Annotated in this window: 17 protein-coding genes; 11 read left to right on the top strand and 6 right to left on the bottom strand. The window is 42.0% G+C overall.

Features of this window, described 5'->3' with window-relative positions; translation table 11 throughout:
• Nucleotides 1-87: 87 nt before the first annotated feature.
• From BLV50_RS18760 to BLV50_RS18740, 5 genes are all read left to right on the top strand, one after another.
• Nucleotides 88-858 (top strand): AAC(3) family N-acetyltransferase, encoded by a 771-nt coding sequence (locus BLV50_RS18760; protein ID WP_090809452.1) that lies wholly within the window; start codon nucleotides 88-90, stop codon nucleotides 856-858.
• Nucleotides 859-1,189: 331 nt separating this feature from the next.
• On the top strand, nucleotides 1,190-2,884 hold the full coding sequence (locus tag BLV50_RS18755) for a histidine kinase N-terminal 7TM domain-containing diguanylate cyclase (RefSeq protein ID WP_090809364.1): 1,695 nt from the start codon (nucleotides 1,190-1,192) through the stop codon (nucleotides 2,882-2,884).
• A 450-nt stretch (nucleotides 2,885-3,334) separates the two neighbouring features.
• Nucleotides 3,335-3,970 carry a hypothetical protein gene (locus tag BLV50_RS18750; protein WP_090809363.1) on the top strand — a complete coding sequence of 212 codons (636 nt, stop codon included), beginning with the start codon at nucleotides 3,335-3,337 and terminating at the stop codon, nucleotides 3,968-3,970.
• Nucleotides 3,970-5,067, top strand: a complete 1,098-nt coding sequence (locus BLV50_RS18745; RefSeq protein WP_090809362.1) for a 7-cyano-7-deazaguanine synthase — start codon at nucleotides 3,970-3,972, stop codon at nucleotides 5,065-5,067. Before BLV50_RS18750 ends, BLV50_RS18745 begins: the two co-directional genes overlap by 1 nt.
• Before the next feature lie 78 nt (nucleotides 5,068-5,145).
• Nucleotides 5,146-5,898 carry a TatD family hydrolase gene (locus tag BLV50_RS18740; RefSeq protein WP_256337990.1) on the top strand — a complete coding sequence of 251 codons (753 nt, stop codon included), beginning with the start codon at nucleotides 5,146-5,148 and terminating at the stop codon, nucleotides 5,896-5,898.
• Nucleotides 5,899-6,029: 131 nt separating this feature from the next.
• Here the strand turns inward: BLV50_RS18740 and BLV50_RS18735 are convergent, their stop codons facing one another.
• The 3 genes from BLV50_RS18735 to BLV50_RS18725 all read right to left on the bottom strand — a co-directional run bounded on the left by BLV50_RS18735 (nucleotide 6,030) and on the right by BLV50_RS18725 (nucleotide 8,824).
• Nucleotides 6,030-6,716, bottom strand: a complete 687-nt coding sequence (locus tag BLV50_RS18735; protein WP_090809358.1) for a hypothetical protein — start codon at nucleotides 6,714-6,716, stop codon at nucleotides 6,030-6,032.
• 11 nt (nucleotides 6,717-6,727) lie between these two features.
• Nucleotides 6,728-8,164 carry a dGTP triphosphohydrolase gene (gene dgt, locus BLV50_RS18730; RefSeq protein ID WP_090809356.1) on the bottom strand — a complete coding sequence of 479 codons (1,437 nt, stop codon included), beginning with the start codon at nucleotides 8,162-8,164 and terminating at the stop codon, nucleotides 6,728-6,730.
• Between the two features lie 318 nt (nucleotides 8,165-8,482).
• Nucleotides 8,483-8,824 (bottom strand): helix-turn-helix domain-containing protein, encoded by a 342-nt coding sequence (locus BLV50_RS18725; RefSeq protein WP_090809354.1) that lies wholly within the window; start codon nucleotides 8,822-8,824, stop codon nucleotides 8,483-8,485.
• 219 nt (nucleotides 8,825-9,043) lie between these two features.
• Between BLV50_RS18725 and BLV50_RS18720 the strand changes: the two genes are divergently transcribed.
• The 4 genes from BLV50_RS18720 (at nucleotide 9,044) to BLV50_RS18705 (ending at nucleotide 13,437) form a co-directional block, all read left to right on the top strand.
• A complete protein-coding gene (locus tag BLV50_RS18720) occupies nucleotides 9,044-9,847 on the top strand; it encodes a hypothetical protein (protein WP_090809352.1) in 804 nt (267 codons plus the stop codon).
• A gap of 185 nt (nucleotides 9,848-10,032) precedes the next feature.
• Nucleotides 10,033-11,190, top strand: coding sequence for a WXG100 family type VII secretion target (locus BLV50_RS18715; RefSeq protein WP_090809350.1), 1,158 nt, complete (start codon nucleotides 10,033-10,035; stop codon nucleotides 11,188-11,190).
• Nucleotides 11,191-11,211: 21 nt separating this feature from the next.
• Nucleotides 11,212-11,616, top strand: a complete 405-nt coding sequence (locus BLV50_RS18710) for an Imm7 family immunity protein (RefSeq protein ID WP_090809349.1) — start codon at nucleotides 11,212-11,214, stop codon at nucleotides 11,614-11,616.
• A 315-nt stretch (nucleotides 11,617-11,931) separates the two neighbouring features.
• Nucleotides 11,932-13,437: a malate:quinone oxidoreductase gene (locus BLV50_RS18705; protein ID WP_072733897.1), complete on the top strand. Its 1,506-nt coding sequence runs from the start codon at nucleotides 11,932-11,934 to the stop codon at nucleotides 13,435-13,437.
• A gap of 85 nt (nucleotides 13,438-13,522) precedes the next feature.
• On the opposite strand, the gene BLV50_RS18700 is transcribed toward BLV50_RS18705, so the two are convergent.
• Nucleotides 13,523-14,602 carry a hypothetical protein gene (locus tag BLV50_RS18700; protein WP_072733896.1) on the bottom strand — a complete coding sequence of 360 codons (1,080 nt, stop codon included), beginning with the start codon at nucleotides 14,600-14,602 and terminating at the stop codon, nucleotides 13,523-13,525.
• A gap of 414 nt (nucleotides 14,603-15,016) precedes the next feature.
• Between BLV50_RS18700 and BLV50_RS18695 the strand changes: the two genes are divergently transcribed.
• Entirely contained in the window at nucleotides 15,017-17,116 is a 2,100-nt protein-coding gene (locus tag BLV50_RS18695) for a TerD family protein (protein ID WP_090809450.1), read from the top strand.
• A 293-nt stretch (nucleotides 17,117-17,409) separates the two neighbouring features.
• Nucleotides 17,410-17,607 carry a hypothetical protein gene (locus BLV50_RS18690; RefSeq protein ID WP_064641520.1) on the top strand — a complete coding sequence of 66 codons (198 nt, stop codon included), beginning with the start codon at nucleotides 17,410-17,412 and terminating at the stop codon, nucleotides 17,605-17,607.
• Nucleotides 17,608-17,733: 126 nt separating this feature from the next.
• Here the strand turns inward: BLV50_RS18690 and BLV50_RS18685 are convergent, their stop codons facing one another.
• Together BLV50_RS18685 and BLV50_RS18680 are read right to left on the bottom strand one after the other, a co-directional pair.
• The gene (locus BLV50_RS18685) at nucleotides 17,734-19,350 is read right to left on the bottom strand and encodes an extracellular solute-binding protein (RefSeq protein WP_090809344.1); all 1,617 of its coding nucleotides are present in this window, start codon (nucleotides 19,348-19,350) and stop codon (nucleotides 17,734-17,736) included.
• 18 nt (nucleotides 19,351-19,368) lie between these two features.
• Nucleotides 19,369-21,717 carry an AraC family transcriptional regulator gene (locus tag BLV50_RS18680; protein WP_090809342.1) on the bottom strand — a complete coding sequence of 783 codons (2,349 nt, stop codon included), beginning with the start codon at nucleotides 21,715-21,717 and terminating at the stop codon, nucleotides 19,369-19,371.
• Nucleotides 21,718-21,822 lie beyond the last annotated feature (105 nt).

Raw genomic sequence — 21,822 nt, 5'->3', positions numbered from 1 at the left:
TGCTCTCTCCAATACAAAGGATAACGTTAGTACCGTCGTCTACGCTCTATTTTGCTATAATAGCCCAAAGGAGGTTATCTATTAATGATACATACGCAAGAAAGTTTGCTCCACCAACTGCGTCAGCTCGGTATTGACGACCAAGGGACGCTGCTCGTTCACTCTTCCATGAAAAGCATGGGCGAAGTCGAAGGCGGTGCGGATACGGTGTTGGATGCATTCACCGAGTATATGAAGGACGGACTGCTGGTATTGCCAACGCATACATGGTCCACGATCAATGCGGACAATCCGATGTTCCACGTGGAATCCTCACCATGCTGTGTCGGCATTCTGCCTGAGCTATTTCGCAAACGACCTGAAGTAGTACGTTCTTGGCACCCTACACATTCGGTAGCTGCTCTGGGACGCGACGCCGAAGCATTTACGAAGGACGATCATCTTTTCGATACACCATGCGCACGAGGCTCAGCCTGGGGCAAACTGCTTGATCGGAAGGCCACGATCCTTTTGGTCGGCGTTGATCTGAAACGGAATACGTTTATCCATGGTATCGAAGAATGGGTCGACATCCCGGGCAGATTAACGGATGAGCCTGAGATGTTACGCACGGTTTTATCCGATGGAACCGAAATTTCGGTGCCTTCCCGGAGACATTGCGGATTATCGTGGTCAGAGCATTTTTGGAAAGTGGATGACGTTCTAGAACGTAAAGGTGCGATGCATAAAGGGTATCTTGGCGATGCAGTTGTCAGAGTGTGTGATGCGGCCTTGTTGACGGAAGTAATCACGAGCATGCTCCAAGATAATCCGGATTTGTTCTCAGACAATTTGCCTTTGGCTACTGTATACGAATGAGGAGAGGGCCGTCCGGTGACGGAGGGCTCTACATATGTACCTACTTGCCTCTTACGACAGCTAACAAGGTCTTCTTTCCTCCCGGTTTACATCTAAACGTTCAATTTCATTCACAAAAACGCAAAAATTGCGCAAAATTCAAACAGAGGTTGGTTGGTTTGCCATTGTATGGGCTACTCACTCCATTAGCGGTGTGATAAGATGTGGTTAAATTAACCAATAGCAATAATATAGGAATATCTTTTATAGGTTTATCGAAGATTCACATAGCGTTAAGGAATAACCCAGTTCAATACTATCCTCGTTGTCGCATGCAAAAAGGAGAAGATTCGTGAGCCCATTAGTATGGTATGATCTCTTTCTATTCGTCCTATTGTTTGGTGTATACGTATATGTTTTTGCTACGGTTAGAATTACGAACTTACATAAGGTTTACTTTTTGTTTCATGGGTTGATGATGCTCTGGCCATTCTGTCAATTTGCGAGTACGTTGACGAAAGATCCAGGCTTGCAGTTGTTCTATGTTACGTTATCTTTTGTTGCCGTTTCCTTACTCGGGAGTGGTTGGCTGCTGCTTACAATCTTCATTACGGGTGAGGCGGAGCGATTAGGCCCAAAAAAATCCTTCCTATTGTTCATCCCTGCGGTTATTGGAGCGGTTGGCGTGATCCTGAACCCGTGGGGCTGGTTTGTAACTCCGCTGGAAGGCGGTTATATCGAGCGGGAATATGGACACTGGTTCTGGGTTGTCATGGCTATACTCGTGAGTTACTTTGTAACGTCCCTCTTTATTTTGTTCCGGGCACTTTATTCTTCTCGAACGTCCTCCATGATTAAAAATCAGGTGAATGTTACGCTCTGGGGCATATTCGTGCTGGCTGCTTTTGCAACAATCGACGCTCTGCTTAATGTGGTTCTAAGAGCGTATTTACCGTTCATTATTCCCGGACTGACTTCGCTGGGGATTTTCGTGTCCGACCTTTTCTTCGTCTATGTCATTAAAAGATACAATGTGTTCGATCTGGTTTCCATCGCCCATGAGGATGTAATCAATACCATTCCTTACGGCATCCTTGTACTGGATGAGAATGAGATGATTATTGAATTGAACAAAGCCTCCCGATCCTTCATGGATCTGCATGTGGGGGATTCTTTTGATATGGAGGCATTCCTGGGTTCTGTTCGTGTTGAGGGCAGCCGCCAGAAGTTTCTGGATGAGTATAAGCAAAAGGACAATACCTTGTCTCAAATTGAAGTACTCGTGGGGCGGGATGACATCCGTCACTATATCCTCCAAGCGTCTCCCATTGTTGATGCTGCTCGCGCGCCCATTGGTCATATCCTTACATTCCAGGATGTCTCTCAAGAGCGCTTCTATGTTAAAGAAATGAATCGGCAGAACGAGACGCTTCAGGAGCGTAATCATGCCCTGGATCGCATTCGTCTGGAGTTGTCCGAGGCCAATCGCAAGCTGGAAGAACTCGCCCTGACGGACAGTCTAACCAACTGCTATAACCGTCGTTATCTGACCCAACATCTGAATCACGAGGTTATCACCAACATTCAATATAAAACGCCGTTTTCACTCATACTGCTGGATATTGATTACTTCAAAGCGATCAATGATCGCTACGGACATGTCATCGGGGATGAAGTGCTGCATCGCACGGCTCAGGCTGTCAAAGAATCCATTCGGAGTACCGATATTCTAACGCGATATGGCGGGGAGGAATTTATGATCTACCTTCCGCACACGGAGCATGACGTGGCTAATCAAATTGCAGAACGCGTGAGATTGTCGGTAGAGTCCAACCGCATTGTAGTGGATCACGAGATTGAACAGGTGTCCATTACGATCAGTATAGGCATTTTGTCCATTGAGGATTTTGAATTGGAGCATGTACCGGATAACCCGGAGGGGTATCTGATTCAACTGTTCGCTGCGGTGGATAAGGCATTGTATCAGGCGAAGCAGAATGGGCGGAACAGGATTGAGTTTGCGGAGTTTGAGCGGGGAGTTGTTTGAAAAGGGAAATAGATGTGTGTTCTTATTACTAAAGTATCTCGTAGAAGCATAAAATAGCTTTCTTAAAGAAAGCTATTTTATGCTTCTGACTATATGAAAGTATTACAAAAAAATATTTTAAAGATCGTAAGTGGAATAAATTACAATCGGGCTAAAAACAACTGGAAAGTATAAGGGGATATTGTTAATATAGAGATAGTGTTATATTCTTTTCCTTCTTATGTATTATTGAAAATTCCAGACAAACTGGTCACAGTTGTGTGCATCAATGATAGCTAGCTTGGCATAGGCATTGCTCTACAAACCTGAAATTGCAATATTTGTACTAGTCTACACTACGCTTCATTTAACAATGTATTATAGTGTTTTTTTGAATGGAAAGTATTATTTTTAAATGAGATAATAAGAATTTTTTAAATTAAGAAAGAATAATATATGGGGGATTTATGTATGGGAACTTCAAAAAGAAAGTTATCAAGTGAAATCAAAAAAATGTTAAAAAACAAGAGTTTGACCAATTTAAACGAAACTGCGCCTGAGATTAGTAAAAAAATTCTAAGTGAAAAAATCCTTAATGAAAAATTTGATAAGAGTGATATAATCGATAATTCTATAAGAATAATACATAGACAATTCTTGTCATTACAGTCTTCGGGTTTCAAGGGGAAATCAAAAGAAGAATTGTTACTAGACTCCATAACTCAACAAGAGTTTCTCGAAATGATTTTAGATTTGATCGAAAATGATACTACAATAAATTCTAAAATATTAGAGAAATCTCTTAAAATAGTTATGTGTAAGTTTTTTGAGATTGATGAATTTGAGATATATGAGTTTGCTCAAGTATTATTTTATGAAATAGTTTATCAGATTCTACTTGGTGAACTTAATGATAATATCAAAGATATTTATGATGAACTTAATTATGAATTAATTCAAAAAATGGTTAAAAATATGACTGACCGAATTATGAATAATAATGTTTATGATAAAGTTAATGAGTTTATTGATCGTAAAATCTCACTGAGGAAAGTTTTAAATGAGATATCTATCCAAACCACTAACGCAAGTTTCGGTGAATTTTAATGAAGTCAGAAATATCCTTATCTAACATTTATGAGATTCTACTTAAAGATGTGAATTATAATTATTCACATCAAGGAACGTTAATTATTGATCTTGTGACTGTTATGGGGTCTATTTATATTAAAGATGTGGAGACTCATAAAAATAATGATAAACCGAGGTCAATCAAGATAAATATCCCAGTTTTCAACTACAATCTTTGGTCTCAAACCAACATTATTGAGCTTGTTGAGAAAATAGCCAATTGGGTTTCAGAAGATCAATATAAAATAAAATTTGAGCATAATAGAACTCATGCTGATCCTTTTTTCATCAATGGAATTGGAACTTCGATGAATAGTGTAACCCTATTCTCAGGTGGACTAGACTCTTTCGCTGGTGCATTTTTTAATTATAAGAATAATGTGAAAAGTGATTATTTAGGTTTTATCAACAAAAGTGAGGAGAGAACGAAACAAGTAGAAGTCTCAAAATTTTATAGACAGATTTTTGATAGTGCCACTGAGATAGTATTGATTGAAAAACCAATTGTTAAGAAAAGAACTTATATTCAATCTACGAGATCTTTATTATATTTGGCATTAGCTATAGCAAAAGCATATTTTAATACCGCAAGTGATGTATATTTATTCGAGAACGGAATACTTTCCCTTAATCCCGAATTGAATAATAGGTATACAACCAAGACCACACATCCTAAAACAATATATATGTATAGGTCTTTATTAGGTGAATTAAACATAGCAATAAATATCAATCACCCATTCTTGTTTTATACAAAGGGTCAGATTGTTGACAATATGAATGGGGAATTTAAGAATGTCATAAAGGATACATTTACTTGTGGTCAAGGAAGATCACATCCTGAAAGGACTCATTCCGGACAGTGTGGTATATGTGTTCCATGTCTTTTAAGGAAAATTTCACTTGCTGCTTATGATAATGAAAAATATGATGTCAATTACCAACACCCATACAACTTAAAGGTCAAAATGATTAAAGAAGATGCTTATAGGAAAGACTATGAGAGTAATTTAAACTATTTTAAAAATTATTATGAGTTGATTAGGAGTAAAAAATTTTCACAGAAGTACTAATAAGAAAAAAATATTATGAAGAAAATTCTAATTTTAGAATGAGCAATGAAACGATGTTTAGCACATTTGCTCAGGAATATGAAAGGTTTATGGAGAAATATGACCCTTATTGATACACATGTTCATATTGATTTTTATCCGGAACCTCAATTAGTCGCGCAACAGTATGAGTCTATGAAAATTTATACAATGTTTGTAACGAATTTACCTGAACTCTTCGAGAAGCATTATAAATCATTTCAAAACTTCAAATATGTGAGGTTATGCTTAGGCTATCATCCGCAGGTTGCTAGTAAATATAGTTTTAATGAAGTTTTGTTCAACAAATGGGTTAATAAAACTAAATACATAGGGGAAGTTGGTTTAGATTACAATGGCGAACATCTTGAAATTAAAAATAGACAGATCGATGCCTTTGAATACATTACTTCACCAAAATTTAATAAAGGGAGAGTATATACAATCCACTCGAGACTTAGTGAAGATATGGTACTTGATATACTTGAGAAGAACAAGGTTAAGCATGCAATTTTTCACTGGTATAGTGGTAAGTTATCGACTCTAGAAAAGATATATGAGAGGGGATATTATTTTTCTTTAAATCCTAAAATGTTAGTAAGTAAAGGAGGGAAAAAGATAATTGAGAAATTGCCATTAAACCGATTACTTTTTGAAACAGATGGTCCATTTGCTAAGTATAATAAACAAATCATTATTCCTTCTATGTTGCCAACAATCTACTCTGATTTCGAAAAAGTTATTCCTGCATTTGAAGAAACAGTATACAAGAATTTCAAACGTCTGTTGATAGAAAAAGATTTGTATCAATAATATTAATCAGAGAGGAATGTCTTTAAAGGGCTATGTATTTTATTATCTGTTAGATAATTTCTCTCAACAGAAAGCAGCTCTAACACATGTGTTAGAGCTGCTTTCTGTTGTCATATTGGTGGTTGTGAAAATTATAAGCTTAACCGGTATTTATTTTGGTCAGTGGCTCTTCCATAATGCTTAAGTTCTGCTTTTTGTAATACCTCATACGGACTGGCTGTAGTTTCAAACCATTCTGATATATACCTGGATACTCTGTTAGAGAAATTTAGGCCCCACTCTTCTCGAATATTAAATGCTCGAACTATATTGACTTCTGGGGTTGGATTCAAGGGAATAAAGTCTTCTTCCAGAGTAATGTCTAGCATTTTATTATTAAGAGTCTGAATAAAAATATCAGCATCTAACTGAAGTGTAGTGAGGTTAAGGGCTATGGCATCAAAATTGTAAAAAGTACCTTTTGAGATATTTGAAAATTTCGAATTGTGTATTCCTTCCTTGAAGGCCCAATTGTCATTAATTGACCAGATATCAAATTCGATACTGGAAATAATGAGTTTATATCCTCCGAATCTATTTCTGTAACAATCAAATTCTTTTAAAGCATCATTGAAGTCTTCGGGTGAATCACTATCAATAATAATATCAATATCACGAGGAGCATCATCCAAAGCAAAGTCTCGCAAGGCCCCACCAACAATAATAATGTCTCCAATTTTACTTAAAGAATCAAATAAATCCTCTATTTCTTTAGACTCACACTTTAATTTATCAATTCTTTGTAACGAATTATTAAAAATGAGTTCGTTCTTTATCACAAGAACTCCTCCTATAATGTAATACCTTTTAGTCTCCTGTACAATTCGAGAGCATAAGAATCTGTCATTCCACAAACAAAATCAGTTACCAGAAGCAACCGATCATATATACTTGGTTGATCCCCAACCCTCTCAAAACAATATTTTTTCATTATATCTTTATAATTATCTGAGATCAATAAATAGAGTTTTCCTTCTTCCGTTTTTGTGTCATCTCGATTATCGGAGAGGACAGCCTCTACAAACATTTCAAGAAGTCCTTGAATTACCTTTCCCCCAGCATACTCTCGAAGTACTATTTCCTTACTATCAAATATAATGTAGGAAAGTTTCTTCATTGCTTTACGAACATTTTGAGCTTCAGAAGCCATGATGATATCTTTGTCATATACACCATTCAAAATATCATCATGGTTTAATATAAATTCTTTAATAACAGACTTAATCATGAAACCCTGAGCTTTAATTCTAAGATTTTGTACTGCGTTATCTAATCTATCTGAACGTTCTTCCTTCAGATTATACTCGTAAGTGGTAACAAATGAATGAAGCAAATCTTGTTCTTCCTCTGTTCCATCTGAAAGATATTCTTGAAGAGTCTTCTTAATTATTTCGTAATCAAGAACTCTTTTTTTACATCCATCCTCTATATCTGCAGCTGCATATGCAATATCATCTGCGGCTTCTAATAAGAATGTAATAGGGTGTCTTGATTCACCTATATTTGTATGAAGTTTTACTGCATCAAACCTTTCTGCCTCAGCTTGTAAATAACCGAATTTCTTATAACTAATTCCCAACTGATCATCTCTTCTATCACTGTCAGATTTATTTCCTTCAGTTGAGGAGCGGGGGTATTTTAAAATACTTGCCAGTGAAGCAACTGATAAATTGAAGCCATATTCATCAAAAAGATTATTTAATTTAGAAGCTAATCTAAAGGTTTGTGCATTACCTTCAAAATTTATAAAATCAGCATATTTTTGCTCTCCTAAATTTTCTTTAAACTTCGCTCCTTTGTTTTCAAACCACAATTTAAAGAATTTTTGAATTGCAGCTTCTCCAAAGTGTCCGTAAGGTGGATTGCCTAAGTCATGCAAAAGACCAGCAACAGCTAATAAAGAGCTGAGTTTTCCTTTATGATCTTTATTTAATTTTCCATCTTCAATAAGTAAACTTTCAATACTTATCCCTAGCGATCTTCCTATGGTTGATACTTCGTGTGAATGTGTCAATCTTGTTCTTACAAAATCACTATTATCTAGTGGGAAAACCTGCGCCTTATCTTGAAGTCGTCTAACGGCGGAACTATGGATAAGTCTTGAGTAATCATCATCAAAATCATTTCTTAAGTCATATTCATTATGTACAGTTCTATCTTTTACTTTACCATCCCTTAGTCTTATTCCACTAAGAAGTTGATCCCAATTCATTTTTGTTTTCCTCATAACTATAACTCCTTTTCTAGTTCTTAATTGTCTGTAGATTCACTATATAACTTCTCGAAAATAGTAAAAAAACCTTTTTCTCATAAAAATAAATCTATTTAGAATTATTTCATGTAGATTCATGAAATAAAATGAAGATTTTCAAGAATCTACATAAGGGAAGAATAAAAATGGTATATAAATAAAGTGTATCTAGAGATCCTTATACTGGTAAGTGATTAATCAAAAAGTATTGATTGGATGAAAAAAATGATGGTTAATAATAAAAAAATGCTATCGAGTTATTCTTTAGCGTTTTTTTAATTTATTATTACTATTTTAGTCAAAGGCTCGTCGCAATTCTTTTAAAATGTTTTTAACAATTACTATCTCTTTTGTTTTAAGATTGTTAATTATTTCAGAATATTCATCTAAAGCATTACGACGTAGCATACTTTCTTTGTCATTATCAATACTCATTATCAAATCTTGTACGGGTACATTCAAAGCTACAACAATTTTCTCCAGCGTATCAATTGAAAAATTGCGCTCTCCTCTTTCCAATGAACCAACATATGCATCATCCAATCCTGAAAGTTCTGCAAGTTGCTGTTGTGTTAAACCCTTCGCCTTACGAATTGCTCTAATCCGTTCTCCTACCGAATTCCGTAATTTTGTCATATTAACCACCTCTCCTAAAGGTTAGGAGAGTATTGAAGTAATTAGCAGGGTTATAAAGACAGTAAAACATATTGAAAAAACTGCGATTAAGTACTATATTAGGTTTATTGTACTACTTCTTTGGAGTTTCTAAAAGAAAATAGATAGGATACTTTATTCAAGGCATAAATGACTTGGTTTAATAGCCTAACGTAACCTATATAGAAGGAGGATCTTCTTTTGCGATCATCTATCCTAAAATCACTCAAACCAGACATCATTGTTGAAATGTTGGACATGGCTGTGGCTTTTGAAAATTGGAACAAGGTGATGGAGAGGGCAGACATGTTATATCAATGTGTGCAGTGCATTCATGAAGAGCGACAGGAGCACCGTACCAAGGGATTACCTTTACCGTACATCCATACTGAGCATCCGTTGATCTATTATCACGGGTTCAGCCTCCAGATGCGGGGCGTGGCTCACCAGAAGATGGGACAGGTGGATCAGGCGCGGGCGTGTATCGAACAGTATACAGAGCTGGGGTGGATGGAGGAGCTGGATGAGGCAGATATGCAGGTAGTGCAGGAGTTTAGGCATCGTGCACAGGTGAATCGGTATGCTCTTGAGATTGAAGACGGGCAGGTGCAACTGCTGGAGGAGTTTGTGAACTTTTTGCTTGAGCACCCGGAGGAATGGCTAACAGGTCTGAAAGTGATTACGGAAGCAGCAGTGCGGTATAGGTGGAAGATTGATCGGGTTTTACATATGTTTGGGGATCAGATACAGGGCGACGGCAGAGAGATGGATTCTTCAAACAACGATGATATGTACCATTACTGTTATCAGCGGGCTTTGTATGAACAGTGGATGGGAAGACCACAGGAGGCCGTGGAGTTCATTTTGCAGGCGATTCGGTTAGCGTATAAGCTTGAGATGGATCGGTATTTTATAAGGTGCACGGCATTGTTGGAATCATTGCGGGAAGAGGCGACAGGGGAGCAGATCGTGCGGTATAGGATGATGTTGGAGGAAATGAAGTAGGAAAGGTATTTACTGAAAATGGTAGGATATGCCTTGAAGTGGGTATATGCATATAGGACCATAGCACCGATGAGGAGCACAGCTTGTGTTTTTACCATGGTGAAATCAGGATGTTAGCTGGATAGTTTACATATTACACTTCTGCTAACATAGGTTAATCCTATTTTAAATGAGCGGAGAAACGTATGAGTACAATCAAAGTTACCCCTGAACAACTACATCACGTATCGAATCAGGTGGATCAAGCCAGACAACAGTTGGAGAGTATACGTGGTGATCTGACGAGACAGATCATGTTCATTCAGACAATGTGGATGGGTGCGACGCAGGAGCGGTTTTTCTATGAGTTTGAGCAATCACGCCCTATACTGGATAAAGCGCTGGAGAGTATGGTGAATACATCGAAGGAATTGAAGGACATCGCTACGCGCTTCCAGTATGCAGATGCTCAGTTGGTAAGTCTGGGTGGTGCAACTGGAGCAGTCGGTGCCGCAGCAATCATGACCAATTCAGCAGGTGATTCAAGGTCGGGTGATAAGGGATATCGGATGGCACGAATCAATATGTTTGGAAAGTGGGTGTGGATGCCTGTCAACGAGGATGGTGATGCGGATCAGGCTGCCCTTCAGGCATATGAGAAGGATCATGGACATCTGGATGTTAATCGCATGGAAGGTGTGAAGGTTGAACCACCTGGGGATGATATATTTTCACTACAGATCAAGGCATTCCAGAACGGAATACATCCCTATACAGGAGAAAAAGTCTCTGATTCTTATGCTCGAACCATGGTTACCTCTCTAAAGTTTGCCCAACTGTTTATGGCGATTCAGATGGTTCGCGGGAGCTTTCCAGGACGTTCAGGACCGTTTCGAACATCGTCATCCGGTTTGGCAGCAAAAATTAAGAATAATATAAAGAATGCTGAATCAAAAGCAGAGACGACAAAAGTGAAAATATCTGATGTACAGAGCAAATCCATAGCAACAAACACTGGACAATACTCTGGTGGATTAGTTAAGGTTCCAAAAGAAGATAAAGCAGCTGATATGTTAGCAGAAAAACTCAGTGGTGAGTCTAGAGTTAAATTTAATAATGATCCTAATGGGCGTGAATTTGACACAGTAAGTGATCAGTATATTGCTCAAACGAAGCCACCATTAAATAGCTTAGATAAACAATTTAGAAAACAGGCTAAAGCTACAATAGAAGCAGCCATTGAGACAGGGAGAAAAGCTTATTTTCATTTTGAGGGCAAACCTGACGATAGAGTGATAAGACAATTAAATGAATATGCTGATAGATACAAAGTAGAAATAATCATCGATACTAAACCCCTTTAATTATGAGAGGATGGATAGAATATGTACGAGTATCATGGATGGGCAACAATTAGAGAGAGTGCCTCGTTTGAAGAAGATGAGGATCAATATGAATTGGTTATTCAACAGCTTAAAGAATATGTGCAAGAGTTAGAGTGGCCTTCAGGCGTTTTAGACTTAAGAGCAGTAAATGGTGATTTTCAACTTTGGATAGCGGGTCTCAATAATCACAAGCCTGTATCAAAGTATGATCCAACCGAAGTGTTGAAAAAGGTAGGGGAAATAGCTCCTGGTTCTTATGGCGTTCTTTATGTAAGAGATAGTGATGATTTGGAATTTTCCAATCAATTTAAGGTGTATTCATTAATTCGGGGCGGGATCACGGAACATCATGACACTTTTCTCTCGCCATTTATACCCAAGTTAGAGGATGACTACGAAGAGTAGATATAAAATTAAGACCCAAAAACCAACTTTCAGAGACAATTCAGGCTACGCAAGCAGAATTGTCTCTTTTTATTGAACAAATTAATCTTTCAGCCCTATAACCGGGTTATCTATCTGACATAAACTAGCGTATACTGATGGAATAGCAAATATCTTCAAATTGCATATTTAAATTGACCCATATTATTGATACACTAGATCAAGGTTATATCATTCAGAGAAGGGGCGGGCCTGTTCAAGAATGGGGCTTGCTGCAATGCCAAATCGATAACGCTTACATCCTTTTGGCAAATATAGGATATAAGGACGGTAGACATGAGCCAGGGACAAACGAGTACAGATGTTATCTTGATTGGTGCCGGAATTATGAGTGCAACTTTGGGAACTTTGCTTAAACAATTGGCACCAGACTGGAATATTAAGGTTTTTGAGAAGCTCGCCAGTGCGGGGGAGGAAAGCTCCAACGAATGGAATAATGCCGGAACCGGGCATTCAGCATTGTGCGAACTTAACTATACCGTTGAACGACCAGACGGATCCGTAGATATTAGCAAAGCGATTAAGGTGAATGAGCATTTTCAAATCTCAAGGCAATTTTGGTCCTATCTCGTCAAAAGCAATCTGATTCGTAATCCACGGGACTTCATTATGCCGCTTCCTCATTTGAGTTATGTACATGGAGAGCAGAATGTCCTGTTTCTAAAAAGACGCTTTGAAGCGTTATCGAAACATCCGTTATTCGTTGGCATGGAATTCTCGGATAATAAGAAAAAACTGGCGGAATGGATTCCGCTGATGATGAAAAACCGCACGGGCAATGAACCGATTGCAGCCACCAAAATTGACTCCGGTACGGACGTTAACTTTGGTGCTTTAACGCGTATGCTAATGGAACACTTAAAGAGCCAAAACGTGGATATCCACTACCAACATAGCGTGAAGAATATGAAACGCACAAGCAATGGATCTTGGGAATTAACAGTGAAAGATCTGGGCAGTGGTGCAGTCAAGCGCCATACGGCGAAATTTGTGTTTATCGGGGCAGGGGGCGGCAGCTTACATTTGTTGCAAAAATCCGGCATTCCTGAAGGTAAACATATTGGCGGTTTCCCGGTTAGCGGCATCTTTATGGTGTGCAAAAATCCGAAAGTCGTGGAACAGCATCATGCCAAAGTATATGGAAAAGCTTCGGTGGGTGCTCCGCCAATGTCTGTTCCGCATTTGGATACCCGATTTATTGAGAATCAGAAGTCGCTGCTATTTGGACCGTTTGCCGGGTTCTCGCCAAAATTCTTAAAAACAGGCTCCAATGCCGATCTGATTACGTCCGTGAAGCTGCACAATTTGCTCACGATGCTCGCGGCAGGCGTCAAAGAAATTTCACTAACCAAATACCTGATCCAACAACTCATGTTATCCAAGGAACAACGCATGGCCGAATTGCGGGACTTTGTTCCAGATGCCAAGAGCGAGGATTGGGATATGGTACTGGCGGGCCAGCGTGTGCAGGTGATTAAGGACACGGCTCAAGGCGGCAAAGGAACCCTTCAATTCGGCACGGAGGTAGTTACTGCGGCGGATGGCTCGATTGCAGCATTGCTCGGAGCTTCACCGGGGGCTTCAACCGCTGTTCACGTGATGCTGGAGATTCTCCAGAAGTGCTTCCCGCAGCATATGGATGCCTGGGAACCAAAGATCAAGGAAATGGTTCCTTCCTATGGCGAATCACTGGTTGACAATCTTAGTCTTCTAAACCAAGTACATGCTTCAACCGCTCGGGTGCTTGGACTGACGGCTGAGAAATCAGTCGTTCGTATGTAACGAGCTGTATGTAACCTGTTTACCATGCGGGTGATAAAGAGCTAAGCCGGCTAAAAACCGTGCTTAGCTCTTTTTTTATTCCGAATTACAGATAAAACTTTCTCGATTCCTCGTTAAAGAACTCCATGACATCCGGATAATCTGTAATCTCAATAGCGTTCTTCCTCATAATCTTATGAGTAAAGATGGCATCCGTAAAGATTTTATTGATGACGATCCCGCACCATTCTGGCGTGTCTCTGAAATCATCCACCAACGCATGAATCTCATCAAAGTTAAAACACAGAATATATGAAACATAGTTCTGAAGCAGCGTAGTGAAGCAATGATCCCGATAGGGGCTGGTACGGGGGTCAGCGAGAAAGTCTCTCATGACATCAAACAGCAAAGTCTTATTTTTCACGTACATATGCAGCATTTGATCCACGTTATTAATTAATTCTACTACAGCCTCTAATCCTTCTTCCATGGGCATGATTAGCTTGGGAGATTTACCCTCGATGGTTCGTATCAGCTCCAGTGTAAGATGTTTGCAAGCCTGTATTTCATGTGGGGAGATGAGGATTTGCTCTCCATATTTATCTAGTTTTGCGATGTAGTAGTCGTGAAACGCCGAGAAGTAGTGCTCCAGCTTGATATCGGTTTTGGTATGTATAAGGTCCTTCCCGCTAAACGAACAGGCGTAAAGGGTTTCCTCGTTAACCGGATGCGTATAAAGATAAAAAAAGAAGAAAAAGTCTCTCAATTCACGCTTCTGTTGATCCTTTAAGCTGGACAGTCCATTCAGTTGGGCGAGCTGAAAGAAGCTATAGTTTTTCATAAAATCATTCATCGCGCTGTAGGAGTTATGCGTATGAATGGACAGGGTGGTATTTAAGGTAAAGAGCAGATAATACAAAACGAGTTCGTCGTATACATCCAATTGGTTAAAAACTTCAGCGAGAACGGGCTTCCCAATTGGTTTGCTGCCATAGTATGGATCTTCTGGACGGAGCTCGCTCATCCAGTTCGTAAAGGTTTCTTCAGAATGACCGGAAAGGAATAAGCCTGCGCTATCGTCTTCATATAAACCATATTCAAAAGGCTCCGAATGGACAGGCGTTAGCCCTCTTTTCCACTTTATATTGAGATAATCGTTATATAGGGTTTGAAGTTTTGCCTTCATTTTCTTATCCATCCTCTAATCGTATTTTAGATTCCTGAACGTCTGTTACAGATCTCTCTTCCAACTATTCGACGCATAGCTGAGCAATCCCCCTTAACGGTGGTGTTCAGCAACGAGCTAACAGGATCTTGTAAACACATAATTTATTTCGCGATTAAGGCAGTCGTAATACTTTCGCCCTGTTGGGAGATCGTGGAATCTGAGATGATGGGTTTATCAAAGGTTCGGGTCACAAGCTTCGGACTTTTGGCCTTCAGGCTATGGCGATCCTTCCTTCTAACTTCATTGGCGAACTTAGGGTCGCCGCTTTCCTGAAGATCTCAATTCAGAGAGGAGGCGTCCAGGCTATCATATTCCTTCCTTCTACAGCAGACCACCAATTGTAGGGATATGGCTTTCCTGGACTCTTTTATCATGAACAATACCATCTATTTGCGCAGAGCGAAGAAACTCATGATCGAGCAAGAACAAGGGGAGAAACAGCTGCCGAAAGTTTATTTGGCGACTGCCCTTAAAAATATAGAAACGCTTGGATACACCTTCTCCGATGAATTGATGCAAGCCGTGCGAACATTATCCAAGGAACAATTTGAAGCATTGATGGCCCAGGTTGTGGATGATCTGAGAATCATGGTCGGTGCATATGTGGACTACAAACCGATGTACCCTGGATTCCCGGCGCAGGTGATGGAGGAAGATGAGGTGGAACTCTACCTGAATGCCATCCTTCATTATCTGACCTTGGTATATCCGAATCATGAACCCGTGGAAAGAGTACCTTTACTGAATAAAATAAATCTAAAAGTCATTGACCTTGGAAACAAGGCAGACTTTCAGACGCTCATGTGCCAACTGATCGAAGCGAAGGGCTCCATCTCGGAGACAGACAAAGCAGATATCGATACGGTGCTGGAACATGCGGAACCGGATGAAGTAGATGCGCTGTTGCCAGCCGAGATTCCTTTTAAGGAAAATGTGGGGTTCGTAGTAGCTTTCTTATTAAAGTATGAAAAGGCCAATATCGACCGAATCGGCCCGTATTTCAGAACGGCAACGGATGTCCTTCGTCTTGCTGTGGCCTGGTCGGATGGTGATGTCAGTCTGGCTCTAGCTTCGCCTTTCCGTAAATTCAAGCGGCGTGAGAGACGCCTGTTGCTTGGTCTTCTGGAGCAATGCGGTTCAATTACGGAAGACATGCTTCGTTACAAGGATCGCTGGATTCGACTGGGCGAAATTCTGCATCCATCTGAATATAAGCTGCGGTACCCCCGATGCGAGGAAGCTTTTGATATCTTGCGTAATAACAAATCGTTTACGACCTTTAACGGAAGTGTGGAGCTTGCCTTCCAATACCAGAATGTGTGGAGTTTGATTGAGCTGTTGAAGCAGCGCCCTGGTGAATTTGCGAGAAGATTGGATCACATGTTGCGCTCTACAACGGATAAGGAATATGTATTGCTGGCGTTCGGAGAAATTCTGGAGCACGTATCGACCCCGGTTTTGTTGCAGGTAAAGCAGCATTTTGCCCGGCGTAATGAACCGCAGGATCTGCGTGTATTTTTCCCGAAAGGCAATGTAGCGAAGGCTTTCGCCATTCCGAATCAGCTTCCCGAGATGGATGATGACACATGTCACGAAGTTGTGCAAATGTGTGAACAGGCGCTGGTGCAGCGTTTCGCCGCCCTTCCTTCACTTGGGAAGACATATGTCGACCCACAGCTCCATGATTATCTGGTTCCCTTTTCGCAAAGATCGGCGAGCAAAGCCCTTCATACGATTGTTCGGGGAAGCCGGGTGCCGATGGCCGAGGGAGATACGATTCGTTTCTTCAACTGGTGGAAGGAAGGGAACGTGAATAGTCAAGCAACGGGGCGTGTAGATATCGATCTGTCTGCGGTGATGTACGATGAGAATTGGAACTATGTGGAGCATATTTCCTATACAAATCTGCGTTCATCCAACTACAAGGCCGTTCACAGCGGGGATATCGTGACAGCGCCTCATGGTGCGAGCGAGTTCATTGACCTGCATATACCGTCAATTGTTGCTTATGGCGGACGTTATGTGGTGGCGAGTCTGCTTTCCTTTACGAGTCATCCATATTGCGATTTGCCGGAATGCTTTGTGGGCTGGATGATGCGGAAGAAGCCGGGTTCTGGTGAGATTTTCGAACCGTCCACGGTCGCTAACAAGATTGACATCACGGCAGATACACAGATTGCCATTCCCGTCATTATGGATCTAGTGGAGCGTACGGTCATTTGGACGGATCTGGCACTGACTAGACACCCGGAATATTACAATAATGTCGAGGGTAATCAAAAAGGGATGGTCCTGATGGGCAAAGCCCTGACAAAATTGCGTAAACCGGATCTCTACGACTTGTTCACGCTTCATGCCAAGGCCAGAGGTGAACTAGTGGACACGATGGATCAGGCCGATACGATCTATTCGGTGGATCAAGGAATTACCCCGTTTGATGTCGAGCAGATTATGGCGAAATATTTGGCTTAAGTCCATCACATGTGAATATGGGCGGAAATAGGAAAGAGCAGCGGTGAGCTGCTCTTTTTTGGTTCATGAATGGCGGGATGACCTTGCGATTATGAAATCAAATGATTAAAACGTAGACATGGTTGTAGGATAATAGACCGATTATGAGTGCTGATAGATGTAATTAACAGTAAAGTTAGGATGTCAGAAGGATATGTTGAGAACTGAATTTTTGATAACATAGGTGTTTCCAACTTCACAGGACATCTGAATTCGAAGGCTAAATTACTTATTAAAATGAGAGGTTTTGAATGATGACTATTACACCTTTAATTCTTGTAGTTGTTGCTATATTTAGTTATGTATTTGTATATTTTTTTTCAAAAGTTATCAACCCGCAAGCTTCAAAAAAATATGTAACGTTAGCCAGTATTAGTTTTACAATTCTTGTGGTTATTTTGTTTAGTATGTTCTTGGTGTTTTTTAGTGAACTTGCTCAAATAAACAAATAAACAACATGATTATAAAACTGTATATTATTCGGCGCGAAAAGGCTTCGGTTTATATGAAGCCTTTTTCGCGTTTTGTTTACTGCATGTAACTCAAAATCCTTATATCTTGTTTCGTTTCATAATCACTCACTCATTCGCTTCGCTTAGTACTTCCGCGCCGCCTGCGGCCATGAATTCCTCCACGAAATCATCAAATTCGCTCAGCGGTCTCTCGCCTGTAATGAAGGAGATGTAGGCCTTGTTCTTCAGCTTGATCAGCTCTGCTCCGTTTTTGGCAAGGGAGGGGGTTGCTACCTCAAGTGAGTTGTAAATGCCGTCCTGGTCCAGGCCGAGGGTCGAAGCCCATTGCTCTCGTCGTCCGGTCTGCTTCAGGGGCACGGTCATGCCCAGATTGGCGCCAATTCCGTTCTGATAACTGAACATCTTATCGTACGGAGGAAGAATGACCGTGTTCTGCGGAAACGTATCAGTCCAAGTCCAGTGCTTGCCCTTCACGCCGAAGGCCAGGGTAGCTGCCTCGTTCGGATCAGGGTTTGCGCTGACATCATCCAGAATTCGAAGGATTGTCGCAAGCTTGCCCGGTTCCTTGACGGCCTCGGCGCCGATGGCGGTGAAGCTCATTAACATATCGTATCCCTTGGAGCCGCGCTGCCCGTATGGTCCGGTAAAAGGTCTGCCGAACACCACCCGGGCCTCCGGGTTCTTTGCGGTCAGCTCCTTCACGTTAAAGGTTGATTGCACCGGAGTCTCTACGGCATGTCCATTCGAGCCATAACTCCAGTCCAGGTAATCACCATCCTGAATCCAGTGATAATAATTGCCCATAGAGGTCATTCCGATCCTGCCGTTAATAAAGGCGTGTGACAGGTGTTTATAGCTGCCCTTATTCTCCCCGGTAATAAACTCGGGATCGATCACGCCGTCCCGGTACCATTTGCGTAAATATTGCAGTGCTTCTTTCATTTCGGGCTGAAGGGCACCGATGACCTGCTCTCCATCCTTCATGCTGAAGTAAAGCTGATCCGCGAAAACAATTTGCCCAAAGGCGCCAAATACAACGTTCATGCCTTCGCTGGACAGGCCATAGGTATCCTTGATCCCATTGCCGTCAGGATCATCGTTGGTGAAGGAATAGATTACCTTCTCAAAATCAGCCAGCGTTTGCGGAACCGACAGACCGAGCTTGTCCAGCCAGTCCTGCCGGAAAACGACCGGGGTGCGATAGATGTTGGTCGGATTAATGACGGGAATACCATAATAGGCTCCGTCAATCCTTCCGGCATTTTCGTAAGCAGGCGCATTTTCCCGGATGATCCGCATCAGGTTTGGGGCGTATGTGTTGAGCATATCAACAGGAATTTCGGCCAGTACACCTTGCTGCTGGTACTTCAGCAGGTCCTGCGGCTGGCGGATACGGAACAGATCGGGAATGGCACCCTGGGCCAGCTTCATGTCGAGAAGGGATTCATATTTGTTATTTTCAAGATTCCACACATCGAGATCCACATCGAATTTGTCCTCCACGTACTTGAGCATCTCCGCATCCTCCGGCACCGGATAATTTTGATGTATCGTCCATGAAATGTGGTAGCGCGGATTGGGGGAAGCCGAATCGGCTTCTTGCTTATCCGTTGTGGTCTTCTGCCCGAGTGGCAGATCGCAGCCGCTGAGGGTACTGATCATGCCTACCGGAATCAGCATTGCGAGAAGCGCTGCAACGCGCAGCCATCCCTTTTTTTTCATCCGCAACCCTTCCTCACCTTAAGATCCAGCATCCGCGATTCCTGCCGAAGCAGTCTTGCGTAAATAATGGCCCGGCGTACAGCCGTACATTTCCTTGAACCGTTTAATGAAATAGGCAGTGGTTCCATAGCCAACGGAGCTTGCGATCCGTTCAATAGTCATGTTGTTGTTCTCAATCAGTACTTTGGCCCGTTCCATCCGCCGGGAGGTGACATAGTCAGTATAGGTAACGCCAAGCTCCTCTTTAAAAAGCTTGCTCAAATATTTGGAACTGATGAACACCTGCGCTCCTACGGCCTCCAGTGACAGATCTTCGGACAGATGCTCCTCAATATATTGTTTTGCGAGCCCAATGGTAGAAACGGCCCGGTCGCTGTTCCGTTTCTCCGTTTCAGCGATAAATACATTGATCGACTCCACGAGCCAGTCGCGATATGCCACGATATTGGCGATACTGATGTACTCATGATACAGATCGGGATGACCGAGCTGAATGGGATGCTTGTAACGGGCATTTTTCACAACATCCGAGTAGACGAATACCGCATTCGCCAGCATAAAATGGCAATAGTCTGCGGGATATAATCCTTCCCTCATCGTGGCAATGAACTGGTCAACGGCGGCAACGGCCTCATCCGGCTGCCTGGCATGAAGCTTGTCCCTGAACTTGGCAAGCATGGCCTGCGGAATTTCGTCCATATTGTGCTCCCGCTGGAGAATGCTGCGGTCCTTCAGGATATGGAGCTCGGGCAGGAAATACGCGTATTTCATCAACGCCTGGGCCTCGCTGAAGCTTCTATGCACATCGGCCAGCTCTTGCACCCAGGAGCCTGACGATAGCTGGATATCAAGCTGGAACTGCTGTCGTGCCTCTGACAATAGAAGCTGGGACAGCTTGTCCAGGAGCGGTTCAGACGCTATATCCGTACACAGAATAACCGCCAGCTTCTTGTCCGGCAGCTCCTCGGCAATCAGGCGGCTATCTGGCAAGGGTAGCGACTCCAGCCCATGGATAAATCTCGATATGACGGATGGCAGATTCTCCGAGCTAAGTCCCATATGGGCTACCCCGGTATTCAAAAGCAAGCAGATGTATGTGTGATATGGATGTGAGATGCCTAGTGCAGTCCGTTCTTCTGCCCACTGTTCTCGGCTATAGCTGCCCTGCAGCAGATTCAGTACAGCGTTATGCTTGATTGCCGGACTGTTCGCCAGCAGTGTTTCCTCAAGGCTGCTCACCTTATCGTTTAATTGCATGAAGGCACTGTCGATCAGCCGGTATTCATTCGTAATATGCGTTGTTGCCGGTCCGGATAGGTCCTTAATCCGGCTGACGAGGCGTTTGATCGGGCTGTAATTCGCTCTGAGCAAAACTGCTGACAGCGCCAGACCGATTACGATGGCGATCATGCAGATGCCGAGGATGAGCTTCTGTACCATGATCGACTGCTCATAATAGAAGCTGGCCGGCATTGCGCTATAGATAGTCCATCCTGTCGAAGGCAGGGTCTGGTAGGACACAACAACCGATGTATTGTCGATCTTGTCGTCAAAGCTGCCCTTCGCGTTTCCAGACTGTAGTGCTTTCTTGATGCTCGCACCGTATTCGCCTGGCTGCCCCAGAGTGTCGGTATTGGCATTACTAATGGTGTTACCCATATGGTTAACGATAAATGTGCTTTTGTATTGTGAGGGCATCATATTCTCTATGATGCTGATAATCGCGCTTTCTTTTACATCTATTGCAATATAGACATCACCGGTTTCGCCTGTGGACTGAAAAGGATAGCTGTGCGTGTACGTCAACAGGGCGTTGCTACTGTCAGCTGTGCCACCTGGCACGCTGGAGAAAATGTCCTGCGGTACCTGACGTGAAGCCGTCCACAGGCTATTTTGCTTGCTGGCCCGCATATCCTGAAGCCAATCTGAATAATAAGCCGAGCCTTCCCCTTGATCGGCGTTATAGCGCAGGCCGTATAGCGACGATAGCATGATGTTTTGTCCAGGATAATAAAGATGTATGGCCTGAATCATGTCCGCGTTGCCGGCAACCTTGGACTTAAGTAACTCCTGGAGGTCAATGACGCTGTCTAGCCCGCTTCGAGTAGATGGTTCCGCGAACAGTCGAATATCCGCAGACTTGTCGAGTGACAAGTCCAGGTAGATCTGCTGCACCCTTTGCAGGATCGTTCCTTCAATGGTTCGTGTTGTATTTTCAAGAATCAGCTGATTCTTGTTCTGCAATTCCTCATTGTAACTGCGCGAGAAATAGATATAGAAGAAAGAGCATATAAGCAGCACAATGACGACCACGATGGAACCGTACGAAATCGCCAAACCCGCCCATGCGGAGCTCCATTTTTTCATGAGGCATTCCTCCCGGCGACGATTATACACTACCTGATTCCACCAAAGTTCACGATTTATATGAAGGGAATGTTAAATGTCGAAAACAGGCGATATTGCTCCGAA

It is taken from the genome of Paenibacillus sp. 276b, from assembly GCF_900107875.1.
In the GTDB taxonomy this organism is placed as follows: Bacteria; Bacillota; Bacilli; order Paenibacillales; family Paenibacillaceae; genus Paenibacillus; species Paenibacillus marchantiae.
This window is presented reverse-complemented; position numbering and strand designations above follow the sequence as displayed.

Excerpts from the sequence above, each read along its gene's own strand:
- dgt (WP_090809356.1), bottom strand. The coding sequence starts at position 8,164 with ATGAGGAAAACAAAAATGAATTGGGATCAACTTCTTAGTGGAATAAGA.
- BLV50_RS18690 (WP_064641520.1), top strand. The coding sequence starts at position 17,410 with ATGACTATTACACCTTTAATTCTTGTAGTTGTTGCTATATTTAGTTAT.
- BLV50_RS18745 (WP_090809362.1), top strand. The coding sequence starts at position 3,970 with ATGAAGTCAGAAATATCCTTATCTAACATTTATGAGATTCTACTTAAA.
- BLV50_RS18700 (WP_072733896.1), bottom strand. The coding sequence starts at position 14,602 with ATGAAGGCAAAACTTCAAACCCTATATAACGATTATCTCAATATAAAG.
- BLV50_RS18710 (WP_090809349.1), top strand. The coding sequence starts at position 11,212 with ATGTACGAGTATCATGGATGGGCAACAATTAGAGAGAGTGCCTCGTTT.
- BLV50_RS18680 (WP_090809342.1), bottom strand. The coding sequence starts at position 21,717 with ATGAAAAAATGGAGCTCCGCATGGGCGGGTTTGGCGATTTCGTACGGT.
- BLV50_RS18750 (WP_090809363.1), top strand. The coding sequence starts at position 3,335 with ATGGGAACTTCAAAAAGAAAGTTATCAAGTGAAATCAAAAAAATGTTA.
- BLV50_RS18685 (WP_090809344.1), bottom strand. The coding sequence starts at position 19,350 with ATGAAAAAAAAGGGATGGCTGCGCGTTGCAGCGCTTCTCGCAATGCTG.
- BLV50_RS18715 (WP_090809350.1), top strand. The coding sequence starts at position 10,033 with ATGAGTACAATCAAAGTTACCCCTGAACAACTACATCACGTATCGAAT.
- BLV50_RS18695 (WP_090809450.1), top strand. The coding sequence starts at position 15,017 with ATGAACAATACCATCTATTTGCGCAGAGCGAAGAAACTCATGATCGAG.
- BLV50_RS18725 (WP_090809354.1), bottom strand. The coding sequence starts at position 8,824 with ATGACAAAATTACGGAATTCGGTAGGAGAACGGATTAGAGCAATTCGT.
- BLV50_RS18740 (WP_256337990.1), top strand. The coding sequence starts at position 5,146 with ATGAAAGGTTTATGGAGAAATATGACCCTTATTGATACACATGTTCAT.
- BLV50_RS18705 (WP_072733897.1), top strand. The coding sequence starts at position 11,932 with ATGAGCCAGGGACAAACGAGTACAGATGTTATCTTGATTGGTGCCGGA.